The sequence below is a fragment of the Pseudomonas sp. S4_EA_1b genome, from assembly GCF_016307435.1.
Lineage (GTDB): Bacteria > Pseudomonadota > Gammaproteobacteria > Pseudomonadales > Pseudomonadaceae > Aquipseudomonas > Aquipseudomonas rhodesiae.
Genome location: NZ_JAEILC010000026.1, coordinates 171,610 through 191,271, shown reverse-complemented (window position 1 = coordinate 191,271; position 19,662 = coordinate 171,610). Strand labels below are relative to the sequence as shown.

Below are 19,662 nucleotides of genomic sequence, written 5' to 3'. Positions count from 1 at the left end.
CGCCCATGCTGCCCCGTGCCGAACAAAAGCAACAGACCCGCCTTGCCCTGATGGACGCTGCTCGTCATCTGATGGAGTGCGGCCGTGGGTTTGGCAGCTTGAGCCTGCGCGAAGTGGCCAAGACGGCCGGCATTGTCCCCACCGGCTTCTATCGACACTTTGCCGATATGGATCAACTGGGCCTGGTGCTGGTCAGCGAAGTCGGCCAGACCTTCCGCGCCACCATTCGCCTGGTGCGCCATAACGAATTCGTCATGGGCGGCATCATCGATGCCTCCGTACGCATCTTTCTCGATGTGGTGTCGGCCAATCGCTCGCAATTCCTGTTCCTGGCCCGCGAGCAATATGGCGGCTGCCTGGCCGTGCGTCAGGCCATCGCCGCACTGCGCGAAGACATTACCCGCGACCTGGCGGCCGACCTGACGCTAATGCCAAAGCTGCAACACCTGAATGCCGAAGGCTTGCATGTGATGGCCGACCTGATCGTCAAGAGCGTGTTCGCCACCCTGCCCGATATCATCGACCCTCCGGCCCAGGCGCTGCCGGCCCACCTCACGCCCCAGGCGAAGATCACTCAACAGCTGCGCTTTATCTTTATCGGCCTCAAGCACTGGCAAGGGCTGGGCAGCACCGAGTAGACCAATCAACCCGCCGCGTGGAAACGCTTGGCGGTGGTGTAGTGCTTGTTCCAATAACTGTTGCTCAACGAGTCGATGCGTACGTTCTTGCCGGTACGGGGCGAGTGAATGAATTTGCCCTCGCCAATGTAAAGCCCTACGTGACTGACTTGCCCGCGACCATTGCCCTTGAAAAACACCGCATCGCCGGGTTTGAGGGCGTTGCGCTGGATGGTGGCGGCCGTTGAACGGTGCATCGCCGCCGTGGTGCGTGGGATCTGGATATTGGCTTGGGTCTTGAACAGGTAGACCAGCAAGCTGCTGCAATCGAAGCCTTGCTCCACCGACATGCCGCCCCACTTATAAGGTGTGCCCAACAATTCATGGGCCCGGTCGATCACATTGGTAATCGAGGCAGACGGCAGGCTTTGCAGTGACGCGCCGAGGGTCGAACGCGGTTGATAGTTGGCTGAAGCCGACGACACAACAAACGACAAGCCGATAAAAAACGAACATAAAAATGACTTAAACATGATGAACATCGCAGCGGATTAAACACGGCGCAAAGCCTAATCACCGGCCGTGTAGCGCGCTGAGCGCCGAATCCCGTGATGCCGTAGGAAAAATCCCAAAACGCCCATGTCCGGGGCAAGCCCCTGGCAGGCGCACCATCTTGAGGCACTTCCTGCGCGCAGCACTGCCCCATTCGGTGGCAGCCGCCTCCCCACCTACAGGTAATTCCTACGCTTTTGCGGGGTTGGCAAGGCCCTTGCTCTAGCTGGTTCATTGCCCCTAGCTGGAAGCTTTCTGATGCTGGTGATCCATCGCCGAATTGCCCCCCAAGCCCTCTGGGCCGCTGAGTTGCAGCTGAATTTCGAAGCGCGCAGCAAAAGCCGCCTGCGCTGTTTCAGTGCCGATGGTGAAGACGTCGGCCTGTTTCTGGAGCGTGGCCAGCCGCCGCTGCACGATGGCGAATGCCTACAGGCGGAAGACGGACGTGTCGTACGCGTCACTGCACGCCCTGAACAGCTGCTGCACGTCACCTGCAGCAGCGCTTATGAGCTGACCCGCGCCGCCTATCACCTGGGCAACCGCCATGTGGCGCTGCAGGTCGGGCATGGTTGGTTGCGCCTGCTCGACGATTACGTGCTCAAAGCCATGCTCGAACAACTAGGCGCCCACACCGAAACCATCGAGGCGCCCTTTCAACCGGAGCACGGTGCCTACGGCGGCGGCCATCACCACTCGCGCCATGGCGATGAAGATTTCAACTACCCGCCCAAGCTGCATCAGTTCGGCGTGCGTCTATGAACCCAGCTTGGGCGTTGCTGCGTCTGGCCAGTCCGCAATTGCCGATTGGCGGCTACAGCTATTCCCAGGGCCTGGAGATGGCCGTGGAGAACGGCCGCGTCTGCGATGCGGCCAGCGCCAGGCGTTGGATCGGCGACCAGTTGCTGCTCAACCTGGCGCGCTTCGAAGCGCCTTTGCTGCTCGCCCACTGCCGGGCGGCCGCCGCTCAGGATTGGACGCGGCTGACGCAATTGTGCGAAGAACACCGCGCCAGCCGTGAGACTCGCGAGCTGTATCAAGAAAGTCGGCAGATGGGCTATTCCCTGCAACAACTGCTCAACGGATTGCCCGAACTGGACGCCGCCGCACGTCACTTTCTCGACCACCTCAGCGAACCACACCTGGCCCTTGGCTGGGCGTTGGCCGCGCGCGCCTGGAGCATCAGCGCCGAAGACGCCCTCGCCGCGTGGCTGTGGAGCTGGCTGGAAAACCAATTGGCCGTGCTGATGAAAACCCTGCCCCTGGGCCAGCAAGCTGCCCAGCGCCTGACCAGCGAACTGCTGCCGCTGTTGCAACAAGCCCAGCAGGACGCCAGTCGCATCGACCCCGACCATTGCGGCAGCGCCGCGTTTGGCCTGTCCCTGGCGTGCATGGCCCACGAGCGCCAGTACAGCCGCCTGTTTCGTTCATAGGTTCTTTAGATTTTGGCGCCCTTTACTTCGGAGAAGCACATGCACACACAACCCTTGCGCGTCGGCATTGGCGGCCCGGTAGGCTCCGGCAAGACCGCTCTGACCCTGGCCCTATGCCTCGCCCTGCGCGATCGCTACAACCTGGCGGTGGTCACCAACGACATCTACACCCGCGAAGACGCCGATTTTCTGGTGCGCAACCAGGCTTTGGCGCCCGAGCGCATCATCGGCGTGGAAACCGGCGGCTGCCCGCACACAGCGATTCGTGAAGACGCCTCCATCAACCTCGAAGCGGTGGATCAACTCAACCGCCGCTTCCCCGGCCTGGACCTGATCCTGGTGGAGTCCGGTGGGGATAACTTGTCGGCGACCTTCAGCCCGGAACTGTCGGACCTGACCATCTACGTGATCGATGTGTCCGCCGGCGACAAGCTGCCGCGCAAAGGCGGCCCGGGCATCTGCAAATCCGACCTGTTGGTGATCAACAAGATCGACCTCGCCCCCTTGGTCGGCGCCTCGCTGGAACTGATGAACAGCGACACCCAGCGCATGCGCAACGGTAAACCCTTTGTGTTCAGCAACCAAAAAACCGGGGTCGGCCTGGACGACATCGTGGCCTTTATCGAACGCCAGGGTCTGCTGACCGCCGCCTGATCTCTCTTCAAGGAAGCTAGTTATGAGCCTCAACAAACTCTTTGCCACCGCTGCCCTGCTTCTCGCTCCGGCGCTGGCCTTCGCCCACCCCGGCCACGGCGATAACGGCCTGGTGGCCGGTATGAGCCACCCCTTGGGCGGCCTCGATCATTTGCTGGCCATGCTGGCGGTGGGCCTCTGGGCCGCCCAGCAGAAAGGCGCCGCGCGCTGGGCACTGCCGTGCACGTTTGTGGGCACGATGCTGATCGGCGGCCTGCTGGGTTTCGAGGGCCTGGCACTGCCGGCGCTGGAAAACGGGATTGCCGCCTCGGTGCTGGCCCTGGGCCTGGCCGTGGCGCTGGCGGTGCGGCCGCCGCTGTTGATGGCGATCGCCGCCACGGCGTTGTTTGCGCTGTTTCACGGTGTGGCCCATGGCCTGGAACTGCCGGAGATGTCCAGCCCTTGGGCATACGCCGCCGGTTTTGTCGGCGCGACGGCAGCACTGCACGCAGCCGGTTATGCACTGGTGCGCTTCCTGCCGGCGGCGGCGGCGCCATTGGTGCGAATGGCCGGGGCGGCTTCGGCGGCGACTGGGGTCTGGTTGCTGGCGGGCTGATTTGCAGCGCGGCTAAAGGCCTCATCGGGGGCAAGCCCCCTCCCACATTTGGCTGCATTGCTATCACAAGGTGGGAGGGTTCTGGTTGCTGGCAGGCTGATTGGTAGCGCGGCTGAAGGCCTCATCGGGGGCAAGCCCCTTCCTACATTTGGCCGCTATCACAAGGTGGGAGGGGTCTGGTGGCTGGCGGGCTGATTGGCAGTGCGGCTAAAGGCCTCATCGGGGGCAAGCCCCCTCCCACATTTGGCTGCAGCGCTCTCAAACGGTGGGAGGGGTCTGGTGGCTGGCGGGCTGATTGGCCGCACGGCTGAAGGCCTCATCGGGGGCGAGCCCCTGCCCACATTTGACTGCAGCGCTATCAAAAGGTGGGAGGGGGCTTGCCCCCGATAGCTGTGCCACAGACACCACAGAACCCAAGCCTGCTACCATGCGCGCCTACACCTCTGCCGTGACGACGCCAGCCAATGCCCAGCGCTTCCCAACCCTCTTTGAACACCGTGCTCACCCACTTCCATGACCTGATCGTGCCGCTGTGGCAGGGCCCAGGCTGGAATGCCGAGCTGGCGTTGCCTTACGAGGCGCTGGACGCCGATCACCATCCTTTGCCGCCGCAACGCTACCGCGCCATGGCCTGCGCCCGGCAGTTGTATCTGTTCGCCAGCCTGATCGGCCAACCCGATGCCGAGTTTGCCCCAGCGCGGGCAGCGGCGTTGTTTCGCTCCTTGCAGCGGCACTTCCACGACGCCGAACACGGCGGCTGGTTCTACAGCATCGACCCCGCCGGCCAGCCGCTGGACATGCGCAAAGACCTCTACACCCACGCATTCATCATCTTCGCCTGTGCCCATTACTGGGCCAAGGTGCGCGAACCGTTGGTGGAATCGGTACTCAATGCGGCCCTGGAAGTCGTCGCGCAACGCTTCGCCACAAATGACGGCCTGTACGAAGCCGTACTGGAGCGCAACTGGTCGTCGCTCGATTCCGGCCCATTGCAGAACCCGTTGATGCATTTGGCCGAAGGCTTTCTGGCCACCCTCGCGGTGCGTGAGGACGCCACCGTGCAAGCCGCTCTGCTCAGCCTGGCAACCGCTATGCAACAGCGCTTCATCGACCGCCAGCACGGCGTGATGATGGAAAAACCGCTGGGTGCTGTGGATAACTGGTTTGAGCCCGGGCACCAGTTCGAATGGTTCTTTTTGCTGGAATCGTCGGATGTGCTGCGCGGTACGCCGTTGCACGCCTCACTGACGCGGGCGTTTGCCTATGCCGAACTCAAGGGTGTGGATAACGTGACCGGCGCGGTCAGCGGCATGCTTGCCCTCGATGGCAGCGTGCGCGACGGCACCCAACGCATTTGGGCCCAGGCCGAATACCTGCGCGCGCTGACCCTGCGCCCCAACAGCCAAGCGGTGTTGCAACGCCAATTGCTGGCGCTGCAGCAGCACTTCCTGCACGACAAAGGCTGGCACGAATGCCTGGATGCCAATGGCGCCGTGAGCCGAAGGGACATGCCGTCGACCACGCCGTATCACTTGGCCACCTGCTACCAGGGCCTTACGCAATCCACTTACGATCTGCGGTAAAGCTGATCGTCAACCAGCGCGCCGCATCCGGCGTGCCGAGCCCTGTGGATATCTCTTCGCGCAATCCGTCGAGGGTCGCAACGTTATCCACCGGGTAATCCGCTGGCAACACCACATGGATTTCGATAAACCGAGCGCGTCCATGCTTCTGCACGTACGACACGTACTCTTCGAAACCATGTCTCGCCGTCGCGGCGTCCATGACCTCGCGCACCTTGTCGTCCAGATGATCCGGCGCAATCCCCAGCACGTCGCGCAACGCCGGGCGCAGGATCTTGAACGCCGGCGCCAGCATGCTCAGGGCCAGCAGAATCAGGATCATGGGGTCGACATACACCGCCCATTCGCCATAGCCCTGGGACTTGAGCAACAGCGCGGCCAGAAAGCTGATCAGCAGCCCCACCGACAGCATCGCGTCCACCAGCCAACTGATGTTATCGAACTGGATCAACGACGATTTCAGTGCGCGGTTGCGATAACGCACATAGAAGAAATAGCCGAACTCGACGACGGTAAACACCGCCGCGTAGATGATCACCAGGCCCAATTCGACCTCGCGCCCGCCATTGATAATGCCGAACACGCCGTTGAGGAATGCATAGATGGCGATCAGCAGCAGGAAACTGCCTTCGATCAACAGCACCATGGGTTCCAGGTGCCAGTAGCCAAATTGGAAACGCTCGTTGCTTTTCTTGGCGATCAGCTTGGCCGTGATCAGCATCAGCACCTTGATGGCGGTGGCGATCAGCGAGAAAAAGCCGTCGAACAGAATGGATTGGGCGCCGGATATCAGACCCGTGACAATCCCGGCGATCGCGACTGCGAACATCAGAATCGTCGATTGTTTGAGCAGTGCCTGCTCACCTCGGTTACTCACATTGCCTCCCGTCAAAACCCTGAATCCGCACGATACGGAGGGGCTTTCAGACAGGGAGTGTACCTTATGTCGTGTTTTGGCCGATTTGACGCCATCGGGGGCAAGCCCCCTCCCACAGTTGACCAGTGCACATCTTAGGTTTGTGAACACGGTCGAGTGTGGGAGGGGGCTTGCCCCCGATAGCAGCGACTCGGTCTAACGCCTTACTTGGCCCCCCGCTCAATCGCAAACCCAGCCCAGCTCTGGCTCACCGGCATCAACTCCAGGCGGTTGATATTGACGTGCGCCGGAGTGTTGAGCACCCAGAAAATAGTGTCGGCGATATCCTGCGGCTGAATCGGCTCGGCGCCGGCGTAGGTGGCGTCGTATCGCGCCTGGTCACCGCCAAAACGTACCAGGGAGAACTCGCTTTCGCACAGGCCCGGCTCGATGTTGGTCACGCGCACGCCGGTGCCTTGCAGGTCGCAGCGCAGGTTCAGGGAGAACTGTTTGACGAACGCCTTGGAGCCGCCGTACACATGGCTGCCCGGGTATGGGTAGCTGCCGGCGATGGAGCCCAGGTTGATGATGCCCGCGCCCCGGCCATGGGCGATCAAACGTGGCAGCAGCAGATGGGTGGTGGTCAGCAGGCCTTTGATATTGGTATCGACCATGGTTTCCCAGTCGTCCAGGTTGCACTTGGGCGCGGGGTCGGTGCCCACCGCCAGGCCGGCGTTGTTGATCAAGCCGCGCAGGGTGGCAAACGACGGCGGCAGGTTAGCGATCGCGTCTTCCATGCCCTTGCGGTCACGCACGTCCACTACCAGGCCGTGCACTTCGGTCTGCTTGGAAAGTTCTTCCACCAGCGCATTCAAACGCTCGGCACGCCGGCCAGTGAGCACCAGTTTCCAGCCAGCCTGGGCGAAGCGACGAGCGCAGGCTTCGCCGAAACCTGAAGTGGCGCCAGTAATAAACAGCGTGTCGGACATGGTGTTCTCCTTGCGAGCGACGGGAAAAAATCAGCCAGCAGAATGCCCGTCCACCGCCGTTGCGGCAACCGCTAAGCGCAAGCACTGCGGCATGACTGGTTATTTTATGATCACTCGGCTCAAACCCTTGTACTGCGTAGCCTGTAGCCATATGCACGCAGGTTATCCACAGCTGCGCCCACAGTCTTTGGGGGCAAGTTCAAACCGGCCAAACCCGCTGTATACAAGGGCTGCGGGCTGTTTCGGAAAGTATTTTGCTTGACCTTCAGCGAGGCCTATGTAGGCCCGACACACGCTGAAAAATCCGCGCGATGGCTCCAGGCCAGTTATTTCGGCCTCTGCGGAGGTCTTTCCAGAGTTTAATCACAGACTTATCCACAGGCTTAACGGACATAATTCGGTCATATACCTGTGTCTTTAAACAGGTTGACAAACCCCTCGAACGCTCACGAAAAAACCACTGCTCAAAAAACAACCGCCAGGCTACAGGCCGCGGAAACAGAGGCTTTCAGCCAGCTACTCCCACGTTACCCACAGCCGGTTCCACAGTGGATGGGGACAAGTCAAAACTGTGACAAAACAGCGATTTGCGGCGGCTATATGTCGCGCTTTGGAGGGAGGCTGGATTTGTTTTCCACAATTTGGATCAGCCTTGTGGATCACTCAAAACAAATGCGGGGAGGAGCTTGCCCCCTCCCCCACGTCCTCAGTGCCCGCCGAGATAGGCGTTGCGCACTTCCTCGTTCACCAACAGCTCCTTGCCGGTGCCGGTCAGGCGAATCTCACCGTTGACCATCACATAGGCGCGGTCCGACAGACGCAACGCGTGGTTGGCATTCTGTTCCACCAGGAAGATTGTCATCCCGGTCGCCGCCAATTCGCGCAGGGTGGAAAAGATCTGCTTCACCACAATCGGCGCCAGCCCCAGGCTCGGTTCATCCAGCAGCAACAACTTGGGCCGGCTCATCAACGCACGGGCGATGGCGAGCATTTGCTGCTCGCCGCCGGACATGGTCATGGCGCGCTGGTTACGCCGCTCCTTGAGGCGCGGGAACAGCTCGAACATGCGCTGCATGTCTTCGCTGGCGAACTTGTCACCGATCGGGATGGTGCCCATCAGCAGGTTTTCCTCGACGGTCATGTCGGGGAACACCCGCCGCCCTTCCGGCGACTGCGCGATGCCGTTGGAGGCGATGTAGTGGGACGACTTGTGGGTAATGTCGACGCCGTTGTAGAGGATCTGCCCGGACTCGGCCCGAGGCTGGCCGAAGATCGACATCAACAGTGTGGACTTACCCGCACCGTTGGAGCCGATCAGGCTGACGGTTTCGCCTTCGTTGATGTGCAGCGAGACTTTTTTCAGGGCCTGGATCGGGCCGTAGAACACGTCCAATTCCTTCATTTCGAGGATAGGTGCACTCATACCAGCTCCTCTTCGTCAGCGCCCAGGTAAGCAGCGATCACTTTCGGGTCGTTGCGGATCGCATCCGGCCCGCCTTCGGCGATCACGTTGCCGTGGTCCAGCACCACGATGTGGTCGGAAATATTCATCACCATGCCCATGTCGTGTTCAATCAGCACCACCGTCAGGTCGTGTTCGTCGCGTAACAGGCGAATCATCGCGCTCAGAGCTTCGGTTTCCTGAGGGTTGAGGCCCGCCGCCGGCTCGTCCAGGCAGATGATCTGCGGCCGGGTGCACATGGCCCGGGCGATTTCCAGGCGCCGCTGCTGGCCGTAGGAAAGCTCGCCGGCCAGACGGTTGGCGCAGTCCACCAGGTCCACCACTTCCAACCAGTAGAACGCATGGTCGAGGGCATCGCTCTCGGCCTTACGGTAGCCCTTGGTGTTGAGGATGCCCGCCAACATATTGCGGTTGACCCACATGTGCTGGGCCACCAGCAGGTTTTCCACCACGGACATTTCCTTGAACAGGCGAATGTTCTGGAACGTACGCGCCAGCCCCGCCCGGTTCACCAGATGGGTGCCGCCGAACATCTTGTAGTAGACGCGGCTGAGGAAGCTTTTCGGCGATACAAAATCGGTGGCCTGGAAGCGCTCGCCCAGCAGTTGGATCACATTGGTCTGCTTGCCCCGCACGTTGAGCTCGATCTTGCCGCCACTGGCTTTGTAGAAACCGGTGAGGCAGTTGAACACCGTGGTCTTGCCGGCGCCGTTCGGGCCGATCAGGGCGAAGATCGAGTTGCGTTCGACCTTGAGGCTCACATCGCTCAAGGCCTTGATGCCACCGAAGTGCATCATCAGGTGTTCCACGCAAAGCACAACTTCCTTGCTCATGGCGCCACTCCTTTACGTGGTGTCACGCCGGTACGGCTGATGCGGATCAAACCGCGCGGTCGCCAGATCATCATCACCACCATCAACACCCCGAACAGCAATACACGGTACTCGGAGAAACTGCGCAGCAGTTCCGGCGCCACGGTCAACACGAACGCCGCGATCACCACGCCCACCGTCGAGCCCATACCGCCCAACACCACAATGGCCAGGATCAGTGCCGACTCGAAGAAGGTGAACGACGACGGGTTGACGAACCCCTGATAGCTGGCAAAGAACACCCCGGCCAAACCTGCCGTCGAGGCGCCAATGGTGAACGCCGAGAGCTTGACCAGTACGTGGTTCAGGCCCATGGAGCGGCAAGCAATCTCATCTTCGCGCAGGGCTTCCCAGGCGCGGCCCACCGGCATGCGCGTGAGGCGGTGCTTGATGTACAGCACAGCCAGCACCACCAAAAACAGCACGATGTAGATGAACATGAACTTGATGTTGGGGTTGTAATCGATGCCGAAGAACTCGTGGAACGGTACCCCGCCCTCCTTCGCTCTGCGCCCGAACTCCAGACCCAGAAAGGTCGGCGAAGGCACGGGCATGCCGTTCGGGCCGCCGGTGAACGACAGCCAGTTATTGAGCACCAGCCGGATGATTTCACCGAAGCCCAGGGTCACGATGGCCAGGTAGTCGCCGTGCATGCGCAACACCGGGAAGCCGAGGATACACCCCGCCAACGCCGCAGCGACGGCCGCCAATGGCAGCACCGACCAGAAGCCCAGGCCCAGGTATTGGTAACCCAGCGCCAGACCGTAGGCCCCGATGGCGTAGAACGCCACATAACCCAGATCGAGCAGCCCGGCCAGGCCAACCACGATGTTCAGGCCCAAGCCCAGTAACACGTAGATCAGCCCGAGGATCACCACGGTCAACAAGTACTTGTTGGCAAAGATCGGGAACACGATGGCGATCACGATCAACGCCGGAATGATCCAGCGCAGCCGCGATTTGTAGTCCGGTGCCAGCACATGCACGCCGGAGCCACTGCTTTCGAAGCCCTGCAGGATCTTCACGCCCTTGGGGGTTTGCAGGAACAGGCTCATGGCAAAGCGGCCGACCATCACAATGGCGACCAGCAAGCCCACACGGGCGGGTTCCAGGTTGAAGCTGTAGCCGTCGAGGACCACGCCGACGATCGGACCGAACACGATCAGCGAAATCAGCCCGGCAAGGACCGTATCGACGACACTTTTCTTGATATCGATGGGTTTGGCAGCAGACATGTTTTACACCTTAGCCACGAGCGGACGACCCAGCAGGCCCTGAGGACGGAAAATCAGAATCACCACCAGCAGGGAGAAACTGAACACGTCTTTGTAGTCAGAGTTGATCAACCCCGAGAACAGCGATTCGGAGATCCCGAGGATGATCCCGCCGAGCATCGCCCCAGGTAGGGAGCCGATGCCGCCGAGTACCGCTGCGGTAAACGCCTTGATGCCGATGATGAAGCCGGCATAGAAGTCGAACGTGCCGTAGTTGAGGGTGATCAATACGCCGGCCAGGGCCGCCATGGCGGCACCGATCACAAACACGTAGGAGATCACGCGGTCGGTGTTGATCCCCAGGATCGAGGCCATTTTGCGGTCTTGCTGAGTGGCGCGGCACATGCGGCCGAGCTTGGTGTACTTGATGACGTAGGTGAGCAATGCCATGCCGGCGAAGGCCGCCAGCAGGATGAACACCTTGGTGTAGGTGAGCTGCACGAAGCCGGTGCCGATATCCACACGCCATGCGCCGGCGAGCAGCGTCGGCACGCCTTGCTGCTTGGCGCCCTGGGCGATCTGTGCGTAGTTCTGCAGGATCAATGAGATGCCGATGGCACTGATCAGCGGCGCCAGTCGGGTGGAGTTGCGCAGCGGTTTATAGGCGACACGTTCGATGACCCACCCGTAAACGCCAGTGACGACCACGGTAAAGATCAAGGTGCCGAGAATGAGCAGCGGGAAGGATTCGATGCCGAAGTAAGCCAGCAGTGCCAGACTGATCGCCGCGAGGTAAGCGGAAATCATATAAACCTCGCCGTGGGCGAAGTTGATCATGCCAATGATGCCATAGACCATTGTGTAGCCGATGGCGATCAGGCCATAGACCGACCCGAGGGTCAGGCCGTTGACCAGTTGCTGCAGGAAAATACCATCCATAACGCAATCTCACGCGGTGAGCACCTGCACACCCGGAGGTGCGCGGCGCTTCTGGAGGAAAAGTCAGATCTCAATCACAACGCAGTCCCAATGTTGGAGGGGGCTTGCCCCCGATGTGGTGGGTCAGCTAGACAACCGTTGACTGACACACCGCTATCGGGGGCAAGCCCCCTCTCACATGGATTACTTCTGCTTTTCCAACTGATGGTATTTGCCGTCTTTATCCCACTGGTAAACCACGTAGTCGGAGACTTTCAGGTCGCCTTTGGCATCCCAGTTCTTCTCGCCCATCACGGTTTTGACCGGGTGGGCCTTGAGCCACTTGGCCGCGTCTTCGCCTTTGTTGGATTTGGCGCCATTGAAGCCGGCGGCCAGGGCCTGGAGCGAGGCGTAGGCATACAGGGTGTAGCCTTCCGGCTCGTAGCCCGCTTTGCGGAACTCTTCCACCACGGCCTTGCTGTCCGGCAGCAGACGCGGGTCGGCACCGAAGGTCATGTACACGCCGTCGACGTATTGCGCGCCACCGGCAGTGGCCACCAGCTCGTCGGTGACGATACCGTCATCGGACATGAACTTGACGTCCTTGAGACCCTGCTCACGCAACTGGCGCACCAGCGGGCCGGCTTCCGGGTGCAGGCCGCCGAAGTACACGACGTCGGCACCGGTGGAACGGATCTTGGTGACCAGGGCGCTGAAGTCTTTCTCGCCGCGGGTCAGGCCTTCTTCCAGCACCGGCTTGACGCCACGCTTGGTCAACTGCGCCGAGGTGGCGTCGGCCAGACCTTTACCGTAGGTGTCCTTGTCGTTGATCACCGCGACTTTCTTGCCCTTGAGCACATCAACGATGTAGTCGCCGGCCACGATGCCTTGCTGGTCGTCACGCCCGCACATACGGAACATGGCGCCCAAGCCGCGCTCGGTCACTTGGGGGTTGGTGGAGCCTGGGGTGATTGCGATCACGCCGGCCTCGTCGTACACCTCGGACGCGGGGATGGTGTTCGACGAGCAGAAGTGCCCGACCACGCCAATCACTTTGTCCTGGTCCACCAGGCGGTTGGCCACGGCCACGGCTTGCTTGGGTTCGCATGCGTCGTCACCGGCTACCAGCACGATTTTCTCGCCGTTGATACCGCCAGTCTTGTTCAGGGCGTCGGCCGCTGCCTGGGCACCCTTCATATACTGCTCACCGAACGACGCGTTGGCGCCGGTCATCGGCCCCGCTACGCCGATCTTCACATCAGCTTGAACAAACGTAGAAACACCCAGCGCCGCTGCAACGGCGAGAGCAAGAAAGCCTTTCTTGTAAAACGTCTGGGACATGAGTGGTGCTCCGATATTTTTGATTATTGGCACGACAACTTGCATTCAAACCTTTCACCGAAAGCTCAGAGCAAGCCTCGTGCCATTACGTTTTTATTCTTCAAAAAGACACGGTGTCATTGTTATTACAGGTGTTTCGGCTCCGCTCGCCAGGACGTGCAACCCCCTGGCGCGCGCAGGCGCAACCGCAAGCCCGAAAAGGTACAACCTCTACCGGTGCCACCTGCAACCAGAACCACAAACGACAGTTCCTACAGCGGTAACCCAAGGCGTAACGGAACTGCACATTTACAGTGCGTGATTGCTACGACTTGCACCAATACAGATTAGTAGCCTGCTAAGAAAACGCAGGGATTTGAAGGGTATTTCGCTGATCAGATGACAATCCTCAAGCACTGCCCCGCGTGATACAGCGAGAATCCTGCCTCATACAGGCAGCTGCGCAGGCCCACTGCCGCCAACGGCTGCATCGGCGCAAATGGAATCGGCAATGCCTGGGGATTCTGGTGACATAGGTAGTCGGCAAACGCCTTGCCCACCACACTGCCGGTGGTCACGCCGCGGCCGTTGTAGCCAGTGACCGCCACCAGCCCCGGGGCCGGTTCGAACAGGCGCATCAAATGGTCGGGGGTGAAGGCAATGCAGCCGGTCCAGGTGTACTCCCACTGCACCGATTTGAGGTAAGGAAAATAGTGCTGCTGCACCCGATCGGCCCACGCCTTGAGAAACCATGCCGGTTTCTGGTTGCCGTTGCCCAGGCTGCCCAGCAACAGTCGGCCATCGGCATCGCGGCGGATACTGCTCAAGACCTGGCGGGTGTCCCAGGAGCCCTGGCCGCCAGGCAGGATTTGCCGCGCAGCGTCGTCACTCAAAGGCGCCGACGCGACCTGATAGTAGTAACCGGGGAAAAAGTTGCGGCGCAGCTCGGTCCATTCGCCTTCGGTGTAGGCGTTGGAAGCGATCACCACCTGTGTCGCCCGCACCGCACCGTGCTCGGTTTGCACCGACCAGTTCGAGCCCTGGCGTTCAAGTTGGGTCACCGGGGAATGGTCGAACAACTGACCGCCGAGCCCCATGGCGGCGTTGGCCAAACCACTGGTGTAGGCCATCGGGTTCAAGGTCCCCGCGCGCCGATCCAGCAACGCAGCAGCGATCTTTTTGGTGCCCGTGGCTTGCTCGCACGCCTGGCCGGTGAGTAATTCCACCGGCGCGCCACGGCGCTTCCATTGTTCTTCACGACTGCGCAGATCCGCTTCGCCACGGGCGTTATGCGCCATGTGCAACGTGCCCTCGCGACGCAGCTGGCAATCGATGTTGTACTTGTCGATCAGGCTGAACACCAGCGCCGGCGCCGCACCCAACATGCGGTTGAGCTGGCTGCCCACCGCTTCGCCGAAGCCGGCTTCGATATCGTCAGGGGGAATCCACAAGCCGGCGTTGACCAGCCCGACATTGCGCCCCGAACCACCGTGCCCGGTGCGATGAGCCTCCAGCACGGCGACGCTCTTTCCCTGTTCCAGCAAGTGAATGGCCGCCGACAGGCCGGTGATTCCGGCGCCGATTACGCACACATCCACGTTGACCTCGCCCTTGAGCGCGGCGCGATCCGGCCGGCTGGGGGTGAGGTGTTCCCACAAACATGTTTCGCGTAATGCCATTGCCAGACTCCGATGAGACCCAACAAACAACCATCTTGATGTGCTAGTGCGATCAAATGTGGGAGGGGGCAAGCCCTCTCCCCAGATTCAGTCCAACGTGCAGTAATCAGTCGAAAGTAATGCCCTGCGCCAACGGCAACTCCAGCGAATAGTTCACGGTGTTGGTCTGGCGCCGCATATAGCCGCGCCAGGCATCCGAACCCGATTCACGCCCGCCGCCGGTCTCTTTCTCACCGCCAAACGCGCCGCCAATCTCCGCACCGCTGGGGCCGATGTTGACGTTGGCGATGCCGCAGTCACTGCCCACCGCCGACATGAACTGCTCGGCTTCACGCACGTCGGTGGTGAAAATGCACGAGGACAGGCCCTGCGGCACGGCGTTGTTCAAGCGCAGGGCTTCGGCGAAATCGGTATAGCCGACTACGTAGAGGATCGGCGCAAAGGTCTCAGTGCACACCACATCGCTTTGCTCGGGCATTTCCACAATGGCCGGCGACACGTAGTAAGCGTTGGGGTACTTGTCTTCCAGCTGGCGCTTGCCGCCGAATACCTTGCCGCCTTCGCTCAAGGCTTGCTCCAGGGCATCCTGCATAGCGTCGAAGCCGTGTTTGTCGATCAGCGGGCCGATCAGGTTGCCCTCCAGCGGATGGCCGATGCGCACTTTTGCATAGGCGGCCTTGAGGCGGGTGACGATTTCTTCTTTGACCGACTCATGGGCGATCAAGCGACGCAGGGTGGTGCAACGCTGGCCGGCGGTGCCGACGGCGCTGAACAAAATAGCGCGCACCGCCATGTCCAGGTCGGCGCTCGGGCCAAGGATCATGGCATTGTTGCCGCCCAGCTCGAGAATGCTGCGGGCAAAGCGCGCGGCGACCTTAGGCGCCACTTCGCGGCCCATGCGGGTGCTGCCGGTGGCGCTGATCAGGGCCACGCGCGGGTCATCCACCAGCGCGGCGCCGGCGTCGCGGCCGCCGATGATCACCTGGCTCAGGTACTCGGGGGCATCGCTGAAGTTTTTCACCACGCGCTCGAACAGCGCCTGGCAGGCCAGGGCGGTGAGCGGGGTCTTTTCCGACGGTTTCCAAATCACAGCGTTGCCGCACACCAGTGCCAGCGCGGTGTTCCACGCCCACACCGCGACCGGAAAGTTGAACGCGCTGATCACGCCGACCACCCCCAGTGGGTGCCAGGTTTCACGCATATGGTGGCCAGGGCGCTCAGAGGCGATGGTCAAACCGTACAACTGACGCGACAGGCCAACGGCGAAGTCGCAGATGTCGATCATTTCCTGCACTTCACCCAAACCTTCCTGAGTGATCTTGCCGGCTTCCCAGGACACCAGCTCACCCAGGTCGGCCTTGTATTGGCGCAGTGCATCACCGAACTGGCGCACCAGCTCACCACGACGTGGTGCGGGCACCTTGCGCCAGGCCTCGAATGCATGCTCGGCGCGACTGACCTGTTGCTCCACCTCGGCGGCACCCTCCCAGTGCACGCTGCCGATACGGCTGCCATCGATCGGCGAATGCACGGGCTGTTTCCCCGACTGGTACAACGCCGGGTTCACCCCGAGACGATCAAGCAATGCGGCAACCATGGGTCACTCCTTCAATCTGCGTACAAAAAAGTGCCGCGGCCGGCGCGGCGATCCAAAGCTTATTTGTAGCTGGCCCAAGACTTGCCAACAAACGACGATTAGGCGAGATATCATTCCGTTTATTCATGCCAAGAATTAAAAGAGGCACCCCGTGCTGAACAAACGACATTTGCCTTCGATCACCGCCTTGCAGTGCTTCGAAGCCGCCACTCGCCACCTGAGCTTCACCCGCGCCGCCGAGGAGCTGAACCTCACCCAGAGCGCGGTGAGCAAACAGGTGGCGCAATTGGAAGAGTTGCTGCAACACCTGCTGTTCCGCCGCGTACGCCGGCGCTTGCAGATGACCCCGGCGGGCGAACTGTATTTGGTGGAAGTGCGCAAGATCCTCACGCAGGTGGAGATGTCCACCCATTACCTGCGCTCTTACGGCGGCGAGACCCAAGTGCTGCGGGTGTCCACGCCCTACACCTTCGGCGCGCGCTGGCTGGTGCCACGCCTCAAGGGCTGGCGCTTGCGGCACCCACAGATCCATTTGGACCTGTGCAACGAACAGGAGCCGGACGAACTGCTGCAAGGCAAGGCCGACATGGCCTTCTACTTCGGCCCGGGTTCACGCCCCGGCACCGAGAGCCTGAAGCTGTTCAGCGAAGAACTGGTACCGGTGTGCGCCCCGGAAAGCCTGCCCGCGCAGCCCTTTACCGACCCGACCCAATTGAGCGAACTGGTACTGCTGCAAAACGCTGCGCGGCCTCAAGGCTGGCACGACTGGTTCGCCAGCCAGGGCTACCACACCGAGCACAGCTACCACGGCCCGCGTTTCGACACTTTCTATATGTGCATCCGCGCGGCGCAGGTGGGATGCGGCGTGGCGTTGTTACCGCGTTTTCTGGTGGAAGAAGAACTGGCCGACGGCAAGCTCGTGATCCCCTGGCAGCATGCGATGCCCAGCCAGGATGCGTATTACCTGGCTTACCCGGAGCACGCGGCCGAAGTGCCCAAGGTGCGCGAATTTGTGAAGTGGATGATGGAGCAAGTGATTTAGTGCCTGGAGTGGAATGCATTTCAAATGTGGGAGGGGGCTTGCCCCCGATGAGGCCAGTGGCCTCACCGAAAAAATGTCTGGCAAAACCCCTCAGGTCTATGCGCCACTAGCCCCCTTTCTTAATTGTGCGTAAAGGTCGGCCCCCTCGCCGACCCATCTGGAGATTCCCGTTATGAGCGAGAGTGTGTTTGCCGATCGCATCGTGCAGAACCTGCTCGACACCGACTTCTACAAACTGACCATGATGCAGGCGGTGCTGCACAACTACCCCAACGTGGAAGTTGAATGGGAATTCCGTTGCCGTAACAGCGAAGACTTGCGCCCCTACCTGGCGGAGATCCGCTACCAAATCGAGCGCCTCGCCGAGCTGAGCCTGAGCCCGGATCAGCTGGGTTTTCTGGAGCGCATCAGCTTTATGAAGCCGGACTTTCTGCGCTTCCTCGGGCTGTTCCGCTTCAACCTGCGCTATGTGCAGACCGGCATCGAGAACGGCGAGCTGTTTATCCGCCTGCGCGGGCCATGGCTGCATGTGATCCTGTTCGAAGTGCCGTTGCTTGCCATCGTCAGCGAAGTGCGCAACCGCTACCGCTACCAGACGGTGATCCTCGAACAAGCGCGCGAGCAGTTGTACCGCAAGTTCGACTGGCTGACGGCCAACGCCAGCAGCGACGAGCTGTCGGAGCTGCAAGTGGCCGACTTCGGCACCCGTCGGCGCTTCTCGTACCGGGTGCAGGAAGAAGTGGTCAGTGTGCTCAAACATGACTTCCCCGGCCGATTCGTCGGCACCAGCAACGTGCACCTGGCCCGCGAGTTCGACATGAAACCCCTGGGCACCATGGCCCATGAATGGATCATGGCCCATCAGCAGCTCGGCCCGCGCCTGATCGACAGCCAGATCGCCGCGCTCGATTGCTGGGTTCGCGAATACCGCGGCCTGCTGGGTATCGCCCTGACCGACTGCATCACCACCGACGCGTTCCTCGGCGACTTCGATCTGTACTTCGCCAAACTCTTCGACGGCCTGCGCCATGACTCCGGCGACCCGGTGCAGTGGGCGGAAAAAGCCATCACTCACTATCACAAGCTGGGTATCGAGCCGATGAGCAAGACCCTGGTGTTTTCCGACAGCCTGTCGCTGCCCAAGGCCCTGGAGATTTTCCGCGCATTGCGGGGCCGCATTAATGTGAGCTTCGGTATCGGCACCAACCTGACCTGTGACATTCCAGGGGTGGAGCCCATGAGCATTGTGCTTAAAATGACCGCCTGCAATGGCCAGCCGGTGGCGAAGATTTCCGATGAGCCGGGCAAGACCCAATGCACCGACCCGAATTTCGTCGCCTATTTGCGTCACGTTTTCAAAGTACCTGCCCTATCCAGCAAGGAGTGAACCATGCAAGCCGTACAGCGTGAGATTGCGCAGCAGCTCAAGGTCCAAGCGCCATTCAATGACCAGGCCGCGCTTGAAGCCGAAGTGGCGCGGCGCGTGAAGTTTATTCAGGACTGCCTGCGCAACTCCGGGCTCAAGGCCCTCGTGCTGGGCATCAGTGGCGGCGTCGATTCCCTGACCGCCGGCCTGCTGGCTCAACGGGCGATGCAGGAACTACGCGCCAGCACCGGCGACGAGGCCTACCGCTTCATCGCCGTGCGCCTGCCCTATGAAACCCAGTTCGATGAAATCGACGCCCAGGCGTCGGTGGACTTTATCGACCCGGACGAACGCCACACCGTCAATATCGGCCCGGCGGTCAAAGCCCTGGCCAATGAAGTGGCGGTGTTTGAAGGCAAGGCGGCGGTGTCCCGCGATTTCGTGTTGGGCAACACCAAAGCGCGGATGCGCATGGTGGCGCAGTACACCATCGCCGGGGCGGCTGGCGGCCTGGTGATTGGTACCGACCATGCGGCGGAAGCGGTGATGGGCTTTTTCACCAAGTTCGGCGACGGGGCCTGCGACTTGGCGCCGTTGAGCGGGCTGGTAAAGAACCAGGTACGTGCGATTGCGCGGCACTTTGGTGCGCCGGAATCCCTGGTGGAGAAGGTGCCGACCGCCGACCTGGAAGACTTGTCGCCGGGTAAGCCGGATGAGGCGTCACATGGGGTGACTTACGCCGAGATCGATGCGTTCCTGCATGGCGAGCCGGTGCGGGAAGAGGCGTTCAGGATCATCTGCGAGACGTATCGCAAGACTGAGCACAAGCGAGTCATGCCGTTTGCGCCGTGAGTTGAACCAGGCAGAACGTCATCGGGGGCAAGCCCCCTCCCACAGTTGACTGTATTCACAATCC

The 19,662-nt window shown here is 61.1% G+C and carries 19 protein-coding genes; 9 read left to right on the top strand and 10 right to left on the bottom strand.

The window, feature by feature from the left end; genetic code table 11:
• Positions 1–5: 5 nt before the first annotated feature.
• Positions 6–638 (top strand): TetR family transcriptional regulator, encoded by a 633-nt coding sequence (locus YA0848_RS09705; RefSeq protein WP_034095642.1) that lies wholly within the window; start codon positions 6–8, stop codon positions 636–638.
• A 5-nt stretch (positions 639–643) separates the two neighbouring features.
• Here YA0848_RS09705 and YA0848_RS09700 read toward each other — a convergent pair whose 3' ends face one another.
• The gene (locus YA0848_RS09700; RefSeq protein WP_123479640.1) at positions 644–1,150 is read right to left on the bottom strand and encodes a C40 family peptidase; all 507 of its coding nucleotides are present in this window, start codon (positions 1,148–1,150) and stop codon (positions 644–646) included.
• Positions 1,151–1,427: 277 nt separating this feature from the next.
• Here YA0848_RS09700 and ureE point away from each other — a divergent pair, with 277 nt between their 5' ends.
• The 5 genes from ureE to YA0848_RS09675 all read left to right on the top strand — a co-directional run bounded on the left by ureE (position 1,428) and on the right by YA0848_RS09675 (position 5,431).
• Complete coding sequence (gene ureE / locus YA0848_RS09695; protein ID WP_034095641.1) at positions 1,428–1,928, top strand: urease accessory protein UreE; 501 nt, start codon at positions 1,428–1,430, stop codon at positions 1,926–1,928.
• Entirely contained in the window at positions 1,925–2,599 is a 675-nt protein-coding gene (locus YA0848_RS09690) for an urease accessory protein UreF (protein ID WP_034095640.1), read from the top strand. Before ureE ends, YA0848_RS09690 begins: the two co-directional genes overlap by 4 nt.
• Before the next feature lie 39 nt (positions 2,600–2,638).
• Entirely contained in the window at positions 2,639–3,253 is a 615-nt protein-coding gene (gene ureG, locus YA0848_RS09685) for an urease accessory protein UreG (RefSeq protein WP_034095639.1), read from the top strand.
• Positions 3,254–3,275: 22 nt separating this feature from the next.
• Positions 3,276–3,848 (top strand): HupE/UreJ family protein, encoded by a 573-nt coding sequence (locus YA0848_RS09680; RefSeq protein WP_169902900.1) that lies wholly within the window; start codon positions 3,276–3,278, stop codon positions 3,846–3,848.
• Positions 3,849–4,312: 464 nt separating this feature from the next.
• The gene (locus tag YA0848_RS09675) at positions 4,313–5,431 is read left to right on the top strand and encodes an AGE family epimerase/isomerase (RefSeq protein ID WP_099313067.1); all 1,119 of its coding nucleotides are present in this window, start codon (positions 4,313–4,315) and stop codon (positions 5,429–5,431) included.
• Here YA0848_RS09675 and YA0848_RS09670 read toward each other — a convergent pair.
• From YA0848_RS09670 to amaB, 9 genes are all read right to left on the bottom strand, one after another.
• Positions 5,403–6,308 carry a cation diffusion facilitator family transporter gene (locus YA0848_RS09670; RefSeq protein WP_184315984.1) on the bottom strand — a complete coding sequence of 302 codons (906 nt, stop codon included), beginning with the start codon at positions 6,306–6,308 and terminating at the stop codon, positions 5,403–5,405. The genes YA0848_RS09675 and YA0848_RS09670 overlap by 29 nt on opposite strands.
• A gap of 203 nt (positions 6,309–6,511) precedes the next feature.
• Positions 6,512–7,276 carry an SDR family oxidoreductase gene (locus YA0848_RS09665; protein ID WP_034095635.1) on the bottom strand — a complete coding sequence of 255 codons (765 nt, stop codon included), beginning with the start codon at positions 7,274–7,276 and terminating at the stop codon, positions 6,512–6,514.
• Positions 7,277–7,982: 706 nt separating this feature from the next.
• Entirely contained in the window at positions 7,983–8,699 is a 717-nt protein-coding gene (locus YA0848_RS09660; protein WP_034095634.1) for an ABC transporter ATP-binding protein, read from the bottom strand.
• Positions 8,696–9,571, bottom strand: a complete 876-nt coding sequence (locus tag YA0848_RS09655; RefSeq protein ID WP_034095633.1) for an ABC transporter ATP-binding protein — start codon at positions 9,569–9,571, stop codon at positions 8,696–8,698. The genes YA0848_RS09660 and YA0848_RS09655 overlap by 4 nt, the downstream gene beginning before the upstream one ends.
• Positions 9,568–10,845 (bottom strand): high-affinity branched-chain amino acid ABC transporter permease LivM, encoded by a 1,278-nt coding sequence (gene livM / locus YA0848_RS09650; RefSeq protein ID WP_034095632.1) that lies wholly within the window; start codon positions 10,843–10,845, stop codon positions 9,568–9,570. Before livM ends, YA0848_RS09655 begins: the two co-directional genes overlap by 4 nt.
• 3 nt (positions 10,846–10,848) lie before the next feature.
• Positions 10,849–11,763: an ABC transporter permease subunit gene (locus YA0848_RS09645; RefSeq protein ID WP_034095631.1), complete on the bottom strand. Its 915-nt coding sequence runs from the start codon at positions 11,761–11,763 to the stop codon at positions 10,849–10,851.
• Positions 11,764–11,946: 183 nt separating this feature from the next.
• Complete coding sequence (locus YA0848_RS09640) at positions 11,947–13,083, bottom strand: branched-chain amino acid ABC transporter substrate-binding protein (protein WP_034095630.1); 1,137 nt, start codon at positions 13,081–13,083, stop codon at positions 11,947–11,949.
• A 374-nt stretch (positions 13,084–13,457) separates the two neighbouring features.
• Entirely contained in the window at positions 13,458–14,741 is a 1,284-nt protein-coding gene (gene amaA / locus YA0848_RS09635; protein WP_034111538.1) for an L-pipecolate oxidase, read from the bottom strand.
• Between the two features lie 106 nt (positions 14,742–14,847).
• Positions 14,848–16,338 carry an L-piperidine-6-carboxylate dehydrogenase gene (amaB, locus tag YA0848_RS09630; protein WP_034095628.1) on the bottom strand — a complete coding sequence of 497 codons (1,491 nt, stop codon included), beginning with the start codon at positions 16,336–16,338 and terminating at the stop codon, positions 14,848–14,850.
• Between the two features lie 151 nt (positions 16,339–16,489).
• On the opposite strand from amaB, the gene YA0848_RS09625 reads away from it, so the two are divergent.
• The 3 genes from YA0848_RS09625 to nadE all read left to right on the top strand — a co-directional run bounded on the left by YA0848_RS09625 (position 16,490) and on the right by nadE (position 19,598).
• The gene (locus tag YA0848_RS09625) at positions 16,490–17,380 is read left to right on the top strand and encodes a LysR substrate-binding domain-containing protein (RefSeq protein WP_169902904.1); all 891 of its coding nucleotides are present in this window, start codon (positions 16,490–16,492) and stop codon (positions 17,378–17,380) included.
• 172 nt (positions 17,381–17,552) lie between these two features.
• A complete protein-coding gene (gene pncB, locus YA0848_RS09620) occupies positions 17,553–18,767 on the top strand; it encodes a nicotinate phosphoribosyltransferase (RefSeq protein WP_034095626.1) in 1,215 nt (404 codons plus the stop codon).
• A gap of 3 nt (positions 18,768–18,770) precedes the next feature.
• Positions 18,771–19,598 (top strand): ammonia-dependent NAD(+) synthetase, encoded by an 828-nt coding sequence (nadE, locus tag YA0848_RS09615; protein WP_034095625.1) that lies wholly within the window; start codon positions 18,771–18,773, stop codon positions 19,596–19,598.
• The last annotated feature ends 64 nt before the right edge of the window (positions 19,599–19,662 follow it).